This is a genomic window from Nocardia carnea, from assembly GCF_029868855.1.
Lineage (GTDB): Bacteria > Actinomycetota > Actinomycetes > Mycobacteriales > Mycobacteriaceae > Nocardia > Nocardia carnea_A.
Genome location: NZ_JARWOV010000086.1, coordinates 1 through 11,573 on the forward strand (window position 1 = coordinate 1; position 11,573 = coordinate 11,573).

Annotated in this window: 10 protein-coding genes and 3 pseudogenes; 7 read left to right on the forward strand and 6 right to left on the reverse strand. The window is 66.5% G+C overall.

The genetic code is table 11. The annotated features are described in order from the left end of the window. Positions 1–258: pseudogene (locus QH195_RS35055) on the reverse strand (hypothetical protein); the annotation flags it as partial. 13 nt (positions 259–271) lie between these two features. Between QH195_RS35055 and QH195_RS07970 the strand changes: the two are divergent. The 6 genes and pseudogenes from QH195_RS07970 to QH195_RS07995 form a co-directional block, all read left to right on the forward strand. Continuing rightward, positions 272–793: pseudogene (locus tag QH195_RS07970) on the forward strand (acyl-CoA dehydrogenase family protein); the annotation flags it as partial. Then, positions 790–2,046: a wax ester/triacylglycerol synthase domain-containing protein gene (locus tag QH195_RS07975; protein WP_280425182.1), complete on the forward strand. Its 1,257-nt coding sequence runs from the start codon at positions 790–792 to the stop codon at positions 2,044–2,046. The pseudogene QH195_RS07970 and the gene QH195_RS07975, both read left to right, overlap by 4 nt. A 44-nt stretch (positions 2,047–2,090) precedes the next feature. Then, a complete protein-coding gene (locus tag QH195_RS07980; RefSeq protein ID WP_280434907.1) occupies positions 2,091–3,728 on the forward strand; it encodes a long-chain-fatty-acid--CoA ligase in 1,638 nt (545 codons plus the stop codon). Between the two features lie 234 nt (positions 3,729–3,962). Then, positions 3,963–4,445: a hypothetical protein gene (locus tag QH195_RS07985; protein ID WP_280434908.1), complete on the forward strand. Its 483-nt coding sequence runs from the start codon at positions 3,963–3,965 to the stop codon at positions 4,443–4,445. A 109-nt stretch (positions 4,446–4,554) separates the two neighbouring features. After that, on the forward strand, positions 4,555–5,292 hold the full coding sequence (locus tag QH195_RS07990; protein WP_280434909.1) for an ABC transporter ATP-binding protein: 738 nt from the start codon (positions 4,555–4,557) through the stop codon (positions 5,290–5,292). Next, entirely contained in the window at positions 5,292–6,080 is a 789-nt protein-coding gene (locus QH195_RS07995) for an ABC transporter permease (RefSeq protein ID WP_280434910.1), read from the forward strand. The genes QH195_RS07990 and QH195_RS07995 overlap by 1 nt, the downstream gene beginning before the upstream one ends. Before the next feature lie 30 nt (positions 6,081–6,110). On the opposite strand, the gene QH195_RS08000 is transcribed toward QH195_RS07995, so the two are convergent. From QH195_RS08000 to QH195_RS08020, 5 genes are all read right to left on the reverse strand, one after another. After that, a complete protein-coding gene (locus QH195_RS08000) occupies positions 6,111–6,911 on the reverse strand; it encodes an ABC transporter permease (protein ID WP_280434911.1) in 801 nt (266 codons plus the stop codon). Between the two features lie 8 nt (positions 6,912–6,919). Next, positions 6,920–7,738, reverse strand: a complete 819-nt coding sequence (locus tag QH195_RS08005; protein WP_280434912.1) for an ABC transporter permease — start codon at positions 7,736–7,738, stop codon at positions 6,920–6,922. Then, positions 7,738–8,706, reverse strand: a complete 969-nt coding sequence (locus tag QH195_RS08010; RefSeq protein ID WP_280425189.1) for an ATP-binding cassette domain-containing protein — start codon at positions 8,704–8,706, stop codon at positions 7,738–7,740. Before QH195_RS08010 ends, QH195_RS08005 begins: the two co-directional genes overlap by 1 nt. A gap of 334 nt (positions 8,707–9,040) precedes the next feature. Beyond that, a complete protein-coding gene (locus QH195_RS08015; protein ID WP_280434915.1) occupies positions 9,041–10,300 on the reverse strand; it encodes a cytochrome P450 in 1,260 nt (419 codons plus the stop codon). A gap of 485 nt (positions 10,301–10,785) precedes the next feature. Continuing rightward, positions 10,786–11,394, reverse strand: coding sequence for a LysR substrate-binding domain-containing protein (locus QH195_RS08020; protein ID WP_348537346.1), 609 nt, complete (start codon positions 11,392–11,394; stop codon positions 10,786–10,788). A 68-nt stretch (positions 11,395–11,462) separates the two neighbouring features. Here QH195_RS08020 and QH195_RS08025 point away from each other — a divergent pair. Then, positions 11,463–11,573 (forward strand): annotated as a pseudogene (locus tag QH195_RS08025) (TetR family transcriptional regulator); the annotation flags it as partial.

An 11,573-nucleotide genomic window follows, 5' to 3' on the forward strand; every position in this document is an offset into this window, starting at 1 on the left:
CCGCACCGGATCGATGACCGTTTTCCGGACCTGCCCGCCGGCCACCACATAGGCGTCGGTCGTATCGGAGGTGGTGATCTCGTCCAGACCGTCGTGGCCGCGCACCACGAGTGCACCGGCCCCGCGCCGGCCGCCCGTACCCGTGAGATCCGAACCGAGGCACCACAGCCAGCCGCCCTCCATGATTCGGATCCGCAGCCCCGCGTTGCCGAGATCGAGCCCGCACGCGCCGGCCCGGGCCTGCAGAACCGAGCCCACCCACCCCGGGACCCCGCCGGCCGCGCCCATCGCGCGCCCCGGCACCGGCCTGGCGGTTATCAGCTGGGGGCTGGCACACGAGCGCTACTCGGTGGCCGGTCAGATCGCCGCGTCCTGCGAGCGCATGCTCGGCGTGACCCTTGCCCGGATGTACGACCGCGTCCAGTTCGGCAAACGGCTCTACGATCATCAGGCACTGCGCTTACGCGTCGCCGACCTGCAATCGCGGGTCGATATCCTGCGCCACGCGCTGGCCGGCGTCGCAGCCGAGGGACGTATCAATCTGCGTACCGCCGCCTCGCTCAAAGCCACCGCGGCAAATCTCGGCGAAGAAGTGGCCGCGGAGTGCCTGCACATCTGGGGCGGTATCGGCTACCTCGATACCGGGCTCCCGCTGAACCGCTGGTTCCGGGATATGAAACTGGCGCGCGTCGGTGGCGGTACCGACGAGGTGCTGTGGGAGTTGGTCGCCGCGGCCATGAAGCCCGACACGGACGGCTACCAGGCTCTCCTCGCGAAAGTGGATACACAATGACAGACGCCTCGGTGACGAAGCTGACCCCGTCGGATCACACCTACCTACACCTGGATACCGCGAGCAGCCCCATGCACTGGGCGATGCTGCTCGAACTGTCCGCCGACGACAACCATTTGAAAATCGGTGATGTGCGCGAACGGGTCCACGAGCGCACTGAGCTGTTCGAACTGTTCCGGCTGGGCATCGACGGCGGGCGCTGGCGCCGACCGCGCGAGGTGGTGGCCGAGAAGGTCGATGTGGACAGCCATCTCGCCGCCGCCGAATACACCGACGCGGCAGAGTTGAGCACGCAGGTCACCGCACTGCTCGAAACCCCGCTGCCCCGGCCACAACCGATGTGGCACATCACGCTGTTCACCCCGGCCGGCGACGGCTCCCAATACTTCCTGCTACGAGTGCACCACGCGGTGTCCGACGGTATCGCCGGCGCCGCGTTCGCCGCACTGCTGGCCGACGGTACGGCCGGGGAACTGGCCGAGTTCGAGCGATTCGCGACCAGCCCGCGGTTCCGTACGCCCGACATCGAGCCGGAGGTGCTGAAGGAAGCAAAGGCCGCATTCGCCGAACAGCACGCCGCCGGAAAGATCGGCCGTAGCTGGCCGAAACTCACCACATCGGGTCGGCGCGAATACGCCCGGTACAGTGCGCCCACCCGCGATCTGCGCCGCGCCGCCAAGGCGCACGGGGCCTCGGTGCACGAGTTCCTGCTCGCCGCCGTCGGCCGCGCGATCAGCCTTGCCCCGCCCGGTTCGGTACCCGCCGAAGTCGTCCGGGTGACCCTGCCGGTGACCAACGATCCGGAATTCCGGCACACCGGCAACGCCGTGATCGTCACGCCGTTCAATCTGGCCGGTAACGTTCCCGATCTCGACCGGCAGATCGAGCGATGCAAATCGGAACTGGCCGTCATCGAGAAGCGCCGCCCCGAGCTGGCTTCTGCGGCGGCCGCGACCGAACCCGGGCTGCCCTGGGCACTGCGGCGCGTGATCGGCAGCGCGGCCATGAAGCATATGAGTCCCGATATCCATATCGGCATCAACCCCGGATTCTCCAGGCTACGTTCCGTACTCGGGAAACCGATCACCGAACTGACCGCGCTGTCGCCGCTGGCCGGATATTCGTTCTCGGTGACGTCGCTGATTCTGGGCAAGCGGACATCGTTCGGCATCGTCATGGACCCCGCGGCCCTGCGGCCGGGGTATGCCGCCACCTTCGTCGAGCACCTCGACCGAGTACTCGGCGAGGCGTAGTGCGCCACGACCGGAAGTATCCGGTAGGCAGAAATGGAATTCCGATGAGCAGAATCACCCAGTTGCTTTTCGACGAACCGGTTTCCGGAGTCAAAGGTTTGTGGAGCGGCCCCGACGCCGCGGAGCTGACCTTCCGATCCTGGGATCAGTTGCGGGCCGCGGCCCGCCGGGTCGCCGCCGGATTGGCCGAGGCGGGGGTGGTACCGGGCGACTCCGTCGCGATCCTCGCGGGCCCGGCCGACGACGTCATCGTTGCGGTACAGGCGATCTGGATGCGGGGCGCGGTGTTCACCATGCTGCACCAGCCCACCCCGCGCATGAATCTCGAGACCTGGCTGACGGATACGCGTTCGGTGATCGAGATGCTGGGCGCCCGGGTGGTCGTGCTCGGTGAGCCGTTCACCGAGGCCGTGCGAGATCTCGATCTCGGTGCGCCGGTTGCCGTGATCGACGAGCTGGCCGAGCGAACCGAAACGATCCGGCATGTGCCGACCGCCGAGGACGATACTGCCATCCTGCAGCTGACCTCCGGCACCACCGGTGTGCCGAAGGCGGTGGCGATCTCCTACCGGAATCTGCATCAGAACCAGGCCGCCATGGTGGACCGGACAGGTTTCACCGCCGATTGGGTGGGCGTCAGCTGGTTGCCGCTCTACCACGATATGGGCATGATCGGTTTGCTCATGACCCCGCTGCTCGCGCAAGCGACAACGGTGGTCGTTCCGCCACTCGCATTCCTGAAGAATCCGCTGTGCTGGGCTGAGTTGATCGGCCGATTCGATGGAAACTACACCGCGGCGCCGAATTTCGCGTATTCGCTGCTCGCCCGGCGACTGCGCCGGGTGCCCGACGGCGCCTACGACCTGTCGTCCATACGGGTCGCGGTCAACGGCGCGGAGATCGTCGACGAAGCGACACTGCGGGAATTCCTGGATGCGGCAGCACGTTTCGGTTTCCGGCCGGAAGCGCTGATGCCGGCCTACGGTATGGCCGAGACCACCCTTGCCACATCGTTCACCGATGCCGGCACACGTTATTCGGTGGATGTCATCGATTCCGGACGTGCCGAAGGCGACGGTGTGGTGGAGCGTGGTTCGGCCGGTGCATCGCGAACATTGATGCGGTTGGGAACCCCTGTCGCCGGGATCGAATTGAAGGTGGTCGATAGTTCGGGGGCGGCGCTACCGGCCGACCGGATCGGCGAGATCCTGGTCCGCGGAGACGCGGTGACCCGGCGGTATCTCCTGCCCGAGGGTTACCGATCGGCCGTGGATGCCGAGGGCTGGCTCGCCACCGGTGACCTGGGGTACATCACCGATACCGGTGAGACCGTGGTGACCGGACGTAAGAAGGACATCATCATTGTCTCCGGCCGCAATATCGCCCCCACCACGGTGGAGCGTGCGGCGGCCGGAGTCGACGGTGTGCGCGCCGGCAGCGTGGCGGCATTGGCCGTGCGTCTGCCCGGAATGGCGCGCGAGGGTATCGCCGTGATCGCCGAATCCGATCTCGCCGAGGATGCCGAGCAGAGCGAGCGGATCCGTAAGGAAGTGGCTCGGGCGGTCTACGACGATATCGGCATCGCCCCGGCAGTCGTCACGATCGTGCACAAGGGCGCACTGCCCAAGACCCCGTCGGGCAAGTTGCGTCGTTCGTCGGCCGCGAGCCTCATACCGGCCTGATCGAACAGCGTTGTGTGCAAACCGTTCCCGGCCCGGAGAAGGCATCGCCGAGCATGCCGGGGCGCACCGGCGATCACCGGACGTGGGGAACCCGGTGGTGCCCGGCTTCTGCAGCGCTGGATCGCGAGGCCCAATTCGTTGAAAGTTAGGTTTGACTTGCCTAACTTTTGCGTCCTATTGTTGGACCGCCCGGAGGTCCGGGTTTGTTCGTTGTTTGGCTCGAAGGGATCGCCAATGCCGAAACTCATCAGGATTATTTCCGCCTTCGTCTTCGCCGCTCTGCTCGGCCTGGGCTTGGCCCAGCCGGCCGCCGCAGATGTGTCGATTCGCGACGGTAAGGTCGGCGACCTCTACGTTCGCGACGAGGTGCCGAACCTCGGCCAGCTCGAGCGGCAGTTCGCTGCCTTCTGGAACCCGAATATCGGCGTCGATCCCAAGCTCGAGGTCAGCTACAACGGCCCGCAGGCGCGCGGCGCGCTCGAGCAGGTCATGGCGAACAGCCAGACCATGGATTTCTTCTCGATCCAGGGCCGTGCCGTCGGCGATATCAATATCTCCGGCAACACGATGTCGGTGGTTGTCGAGGGCGTGATGGCCGGCTTCCCGGCCACCTCCATCAACTACCACTTCATTCGTGAAGGCGGTCTGTGGAAGTACGACTGGAAAGCGATCTGCGCCGAAATGCAGTGCGCGGGTGACCCTGAATTCGGGTACTGACAGCCGCAGAGATTTCCGGAACGACTCCCCGGCGACGCCACGGCCGAACGGGGAGTCGTTCTGCGTATATGCCCATCCACCAGCCATCCAGCCGTTCAGGAATCCATCGATGATCAGTATTCGCGGCGTGTCCAAACGCTTCGGCGATATCGTCGCCGTAGACGATGTCAGCTTCGAGGCCGAACCGGGCTCGATCACCTATCTGCTCGGGCCCAACGGCGCCGGCAAAACCACCGTTATGCGGATGATCGCCGGCCTCACGCGGCCCACCGGCGGCACACTCACGATCAACGGCCGAGGCCTGCTGGACTTCCGCGACACCATCCGCGAAATCGGGTTCGGCCTCGGCGCGTTCACCCGCAACCCCCAGCACACTGCGACGCAGCATCTGCTGTGGCAGGCCCGCCTGGGCGGCGTGCCGGCGGCCGCCGTCGGCCGGGTGCTGGAACGGGTCGGGCTGGAAAAGGTCGCGAAGCGTCCGGTCGGAAAATTCTCCTACGGCATGCTGCAGCGGCTCGGGATCGCCGCGGCGCTGCTGGGCGATCCGCGAACGCTGGTGCTGGACGAACCGGCCAACGGGCTCGATGTCGAGGGCACGCTGTGGCTGCGCGAACTCGTCACCGGGCTCGCCGCCGACGGCAAATGCCTGCTGGTGGCGTCGCACAACCTCACCGAGGTCGAGATCACCGGAGATCGGATCGTCATCATGGGCCGGGGAAAAGTGTTGTCCGATACGAGCAAGGACGAGTTGGTCGCTCGTGGGTCGGGCCCGCGACCGCTGGAGTCCGCTTACCTCGAGATCACCGCGAACAGCGTCGAATACACCACTGGTGGGGGTGAGGTCTGATGCTCGCCCGATATCTGGTCCGCGCAGTCCGCAGCGAACTCGTGAAACTGTCGTGGCGTAACCCCCTGTGGTACACGGTCGTCCCGCTCGCGATCCTGATCCCGGTAGCGCTCAACTTCGGAATCGCCAAGGCATCCCAGGCCGAAACGATCAACGGCTACGGCGGAATGGAGACCAGCAATGCCACCTACTGGGTGCTGATCTTCTCGACTTTCATCCTCATGTCGGGGGCGGTGTCCTCGCTCAGCAACGAGTTCAAGGACAAGACCGTCGAGACCGTCGCCGGTATCCAGGCGCGCCGCTGGCTGCTGTCCGTCGCGAAATTGATCGTGTTCGGCCTGCTCTCCGGCGTGGTCGCCGGTGCGGCCACGTTCCTTCTGCTGGGCGGGTTTCCACACCTGTTCCCGGACGTATGGGGTGACGTCGATGCCTTCTCCGGCGCCGGAATCCGCCTGCTGATCTGCGTGCCGATCTTCACCGTGCTCGTCTGTGCTCTCGGCCTGGGCCTGGCCGCACTGCTGCCGAAGCCGGGTCTGGTGGTGATGATCGTGCTGCTGTGGAAGTTCGGGATCGAGGTTTTCGTCACCTTCGTCAACAACGACCTGGGGCGCATGCTGCAACGGTTGTCGCCGTTCAAGAACGGCGAACTGGGCGTCGGCCAGCTCAGCACCATCGAGAGCTACTTCGGCGGCCCGAACGGATCACTGCTGTACTTCGCGGTGCCGTGCCTGGTCGTCTTCGTGCTCGGCACCCTGCGCCTGGCCACGGGTGACATGAAGAGCGACTGATCGACGCCCGGGGGAGAGCGGTCCGCGTTCTCAGCGACGTTCCGCGGCATGCCGGTAGCCGCGGAACGCCACCGGACCGAACACGACGACCAGTCCGATCGTCCAGAGCACCGTGACGGTCAGTGGCGCGGCCACCGGGCCGCCCTCGGTCAAACCACGAACAGTATCGATCGCCGGTGTCATCGGCTGATGCCGGACCACCGGTTGGAGCCAGCCCGGATACTCGCCGACGGGTGCGAAACCTCCGTTGAAGAACAGCAGCAGCAGAAAGAATCCATTGAGTTGCTGGACGGCCTGCCGGCCGGAGGCGACCGTTGCCATGGCGATCACCGGCACCGCGATACCCACCGCGAATACCATCGCCACCAGTACCGCGCCGATTCCGGCGGCGATACCCTGCTCGAATCGGAATCCGAGTGGGATCGCGACGGCGAACAGGACAACGGTGGCTATCCCGGTGCGTACCGCCTCGGCGAGCAGCCGGCCGGCGAGGAAACCCGGGCGTGGCACCGGCAGCGTCCACATCCGGGCCAGCAGTCCGGTATCGCGTTCGTGGATCAGGCTGATCGCCGTGGCGAGCGTGCCGAACAGGGCGCCCACCAGCGCCACCAGACCGGTGTTGCCGAAGATACTGTCCCCGCCACCCATCGAGGTCACGGTCTTGCCCAGGACCAACTGGAACATCAGCAGCATGAAGGCGGGAAAAACGATCGACTGCACCACTATCCCCGGATCGCGCGACCAGGAACGCAGGAGCGCACTCGCCTGGACGATCGATTGACGCAGTACCGGCACGGTCTGCCGGGCCGGCCAGGTTGCTGTGTATGTCATCGTCTCCGTCATCGTTTCACCTGTGCTCGGCCCGCGATCACAATTGCCGCACCACCGATGGCGAGCAATGCCACCGACCAGAGCGCAACCGCGGTCAGTTCGGCCTCGGTGCCCGCGGCGAGCGCCCGGAGTGCGTCGGCGTAGACCGACATCGGCTGATTGCGAACGAAGGGCTGTATCCAGTCGGGGAATGCCGGTGCGGCGACCAGGCCGGTCGACGCCATCACCAGGATCAGCTGCGGAATCATGAGAACACTCGCGATCGATACCGAATTGCGGGCCACGGTGCCGATCGCATCGGTGACCATACTCAGTGCCAGTCCGAAAACGACGACCAGAGCGACGAAGACGAGCGAATCCACGATCGTGCCCTGAAGCCGGAAGCCCAGGGCGCAGCCGATGGCGAGCCCGCCGCCGAGCGCCAGCACCATCCGCACCACCACCCAGGCCATCCGCCCGAGGAACGGCGCGGCGCGCGGGATAGGCAGCGACATCATCCGCTCGTGCACCCCGGCCCGTGCGTCCTGTCCGGCGGATTCGGTGGCGGTGATGGCGGTGAAGAGCCCGGCCTGCAAAAGGATTATCGGGGTGAGGAATTGCGCATAATCGCCCCCGCCGAGTTCGAACTGGCGGTGTAGCGGCGTATAGAAGCAGAGGAAGAACACGACCGGTCCGAAGACGGCGAAGACGACATCACCCGAGCGGATCGCGGCCGAGATCTTCTGGCGGGCGAGAGTAGCGGTGGCCGGTACGAGCCCGACCGAACTCCGGGGCACGGTCGTGTCCGGGGAGCTCGCGGTGGGCGCGTGTTCGACTGCGGTCGTCATCAGCTCGTCTCGGTCAGTTGGAGGAACACCTCGTCCAGCGAGGGCTGGCGCAGGCCGATATCGACCACGTCGATTCCCGCGGTGTCCAATCGGTCGATAACGCCGGCGACCGTCGCCATTCCGTGCGGAGCCCGGACCACCAGCCGCGGGTGTGCCTGGGCCCCCGCGCCCTCCGCTGGTGATTCGACGAGGTCCAGCCCGTCGAGTAGGCCGACGACCCGGGCCGTATCGGTTCGCTCCACGAGGGTTACTTCGCAAACAGCCGCGCCGACCTGCTTCTTCAGCTGGCCCGGTGTGCCGGCGGCAACCACCGATCCGCGGTTGAGCATCACGATACGATCGGCGAGCCGGTCGGCCTCCTCCAGGTACTGGGTGGTCAGCAGGACCGTGATCCCTGCCTTCCGGAGGCCGGCGACGGTGTCCCAGACCGAGGCGCGGCTGCGTGGATCCAAACCGGTGGTCGGTTCGTCGAGAAACAGCACCTCGGGCCGGGTGACCAGGGCGCTCGCGATATCGACCCGGCGCCGCATTCCGCCGGAAAGGGCACCGACGCGCCGGTTGCGTACCGCGGCGAGATCGAACTGCTCGACGAGTTCGTCGATGCGGGTGCGCAGACCCGGGCCGCGTAAACCGGTGAGCCGGCCGAACACGGACAGGTTCTCCACGGTGGTCAGCCCCTCGTCGAGAGCCGCGTATTGCCCGGTGAGCGAGATGGTTTCGCGGACCCGGGCAGCCTCGGCGACCACATCGTGACCGCAGATCCGGGCACTACCGGAGGTGGGCCGTTGCAGGGTGGACAGCAATGTGACCGTGGTGGTCTTACCGCTGCCGTTGGGGCCGAGGAGGCCGAGTACCTCTCCGCGCGCGACCTCGAACGAGATGCCGTCGAGGGCGGCCACCTCGCCGTATGTCTTGACGAGATCGGCGACCTGGATCGCTGCCACATGTGCTCCTTCTGCGGAGGTCATCGCATCGCAACCGGGTTGGGTGTGGGGGCGAACGATTCTCCGGACTGCCTCTCGGCGCGTGGTAGCCACTCGACGCGTGGTGACATGGATTTTCTGCCTCCCTCGAAGGGCCCCGCCGGGGAGCCCTTCCGTTACTTAGGGAAGGCTACACTACCTTTTGGTGGTCTGGTGGGCGCACAGCGGCGGCCGCGATCGACGATTCGAGCGCTCGGATCCAGCCGATCCAGGAGGGCTCATGGAGATCCGGCCCGAACACGCGGAAAGTTCGGCGCCGGGGGCTGAGAAACCGCACCGGATCCGGCAACGAGCATTCGGTTGCGTAGGCCTCGTCGGATCAGATTGTCAGTGGCGCGGATACGGGAAACGTCACCGGCAGTGCGGTGAGTGCACGTTGGAAGGCCCCCGGACGCCAGGTGAGATCCCCGGACGGTACGGCGAGGCGTAGTTCGGGCAGTGCGTCGAGGAGTTGGTCGATGGCCGCCTCTGCCACGAGATAGGCCACCTCTTTCGCCGGGCACATATGCGCGCCGACGCTCCATGCGAGGTGGGCACGGTTGTCGGTGTACTCCCCGGTATCGATCGCCGGATCGTTGTTGCACGCGGCGATGCTGATCATCACCGGCTGATGTGCGGGAAGCCAGACGCCGTCGATCAGGACGGGCCGGCGGGGGAAGGAGACCGCGTAGTTCGCCACCGGCGGATCGGTGAACAACACCTCGTCCACGGCATCCCGGGTCGAGAGGCTCCCGCCGAGCACATCGCCCGCGAAACGCTCGTCGGTGAGCATCAGCCGGAGCGAATTGACGATCAGGTTCTGCAGCGGTTCGATACCCGCTCCGTAGAAGCTGTATACGTTGTGGAGCATCTCCTCGTCGTCGAGGTTCGCCGGGTCCTGCACCATCCGGGTGACGATGTCGTGACCGGGTTCGTTCTTCTTCAGGTTCACCAGATCGGCCATTGCCTGTTCCAGCATGGCGTTGCCTTCGCCGGCGGCCGCTGTCGATCCCTCGATCATCGTCGCCATTCCGGCCGCCGCGCGCCGGCTGATCTCGGCCGGACAGCCCAAGATGTCGTTGATGAGCGCGAAGGTCAGCGGAAACGCGTACTGCTCGATGAGTTCCGCCGAACCGGCGGTGCAGAACGCGTTGATGAGCGGTACGGCGATCCTTTCCACTCGGCTGTGCAGCGAGTACAGATCGACCCCGTTCACTCCGGCGACGGTCGCCTGCCGGTACCGGGCGTGCACGTGACCGGAGTTCCGGACAGCCGACGGGCGCCATTCCAGCAGGGGCAGGACAGGGCAATCGCGCGGGATGGCCTTCTGCCAGACGCGGGAATCGGCCGGGAAGTGCTCGGGGTCGTTGAGGATGCGCACAGCGGTGTGATAGCCGACGACCAGCGTCGCCGGGACGCCGGGAGCCAACTCGACCGGCACCAACGCGCCGTATCGGCGGCGCATTTCGCGATAGGCGACGTGCGGTGCCTGGGCGATCTCGTCGCGGTAGAACGGAACCCGGGGCTCGTCGGTGCTCTGCGGTGACCCCTGGATGAGTGGAAGTACGGCGGTCTGGGCGTCGGACGGCGGCGAAAACAACTGTGTCACTCCATATGTAGAGGCGTAGGTGGCGCCCGGAAGCAGCTGTGCCGACGCCACCGGAACGCCCGAGGTGACATTAATCGAGGAAGACTCCCGACCCGAACCGACCGCCCGGCATTTGATCACTTCGTAATCGATCCGGGGTGCGCGGTATCCTGCTCGCCCACCGTGGGTTTCGCAGGTCTGTCGAGAATATGACGATCATCGGCCGGACACGCTCGCGGCGAGCCGGCAACGCGTTGCGGGGCTGTGCGGGAGGAGGCGGGGATCTCGCAGGTGTACTCGGTTCGCCTTCGCTTGGAAGATATCGCCGTCACCGGCCGGCGGTGCGGCCCTCGGCGCTGCGGCGGCGTAGCCCCGGCCGCCTCCGCGACGGTGGCCTGCTCGGCCGGCGGCCCGGCCTCAGGGAACATCCGGTGGAGCGCAGTATCCCGGTCCGGCCGTGTTCTGCCAGGAGACCGCCTCCACCGCGCCGGCGCCCGTCACATTGCCCGGGTGAGGCAGTTCTTCGCGGATTCCCGGAAACGGGCGATCAGCGGATTACGGTCGTCGGCGCGGGTGACGACGACGACCTGACAGGGTTCGATTCCATCGACGGGCACGGTGGCGAGGTCGTCGCGCAGCGTGCTGCGCCGGTCGTCGGCCGGCACTATCGCAAGGGCCTGGCCGTCGGCCACGACCTCCAGTTTGTCCTCGAAGGTGTCGACGAGCATGGGGCCGAGTGGGGCCGGTTCGCCGTTCGGGCGGGGGTCGAGCCGCCAGAATCCGGTCCAGGCCGCGGCCATACCGGCGCAGGCGACGAGAGGTTCGCCGGCGAAATCGTCCGGGCCGACCGATTCCTTCCCGGCGAGGTGATGGCCGGCGGGCACGAGGAGTACCCGGGGTTCGTCGTAGAGGACGGTCACCTGCAGGTCTTCGCTCGTGATGGGAAGCGGGGTGCGGGCGACGAGCACGTCGACCCGGCGGTCCGGTAGGGCGCGGGCTTCGTCCCAGTCCAGGTGCTGCGTGCGAACGTGCGCGTCCGGACAGCGCCGGCGCAGATCCCGCACCGCGGGGGTGATGGCGAGGTCTTCGAGGTAGCCGATGATGATCGTGCGCGGTGGTGGGGGGGGGCGGGGGGCGCGCGCCGCCCCCGGGCGGGGGGGGGGGGGTCTATACCGTCGACCGCGACGGGATCGACGGGTTGTCGATGCGGCGTCTGGCCGAAGCGGTGGGCCGCGATCCGATGGTGATCTACCGGCATCTGCCGAACAAGGCCGCAGTTCTCGAC